General features: G+C 73.7%; 1 protein-coding gene. It reads right to left on the bottom strand.

Features of this window, described 5'->3' with window-relative positions; genetic code table 11:
* Window positions 1–437: BREX system ATP-binding domain-containing protein (locus tag ACU8YC_RS26690; protein ID WP_446896220.1), on the bottom strand; the 437-nt coding region annotated here is incomplete at its 3' end.
* Between the last annotated feature and the right edge of the window lie 42 nt (window positions 438–479).

Consider the following 479-nt stretch of genomic DNA (forward strand, 5'->3'; position numbering starts at 1 on the left):
AGCTTGTAGAGGTTCACGAGCTCGTCGAGGCAGACGAACAGCCCGGCATAGCCGGCGAGGCGTACGAAGCGGGCGAGGAGCTTCAGGCTGTCGTAGACGTTCCCGTCGTCGATGATGCCGCGGACGCCGAGATCCTGGCGCGCCTCGGTCCGCGTCGCGTACTCGCCCCGCAGCCAGCGCAGCGCGTTCGCCTGCCGCGCCTCGTCGCCGTCCTCGTGGGCCGCGGCGTAGGCGGCGACCACGGTGGCGAAGTCGTAGCCTCCCACCTGTTCCTGCAACTCGGCGAGGCCGGCCCGGATCGCGTCCGCGGTCGCGCGCCCGGTGCGCTTCCCGTCCTCGACGGCCTTGGCGACGAAACGTTCGAGGACGTTGCGCATGGCCCCGCCGTCGGGCGCCGCGCGGGTCGCGAGGTTCCGGGCGAGCTCCGCGTACAGCAGCCGCGCCTGGCCCCCCGTCGCGTGGAGCCGGCGGTCCGGGGC

The sequence above is a fragment of the Citrobacter sp. VF227 genome, from assembly GCF_052950715.1.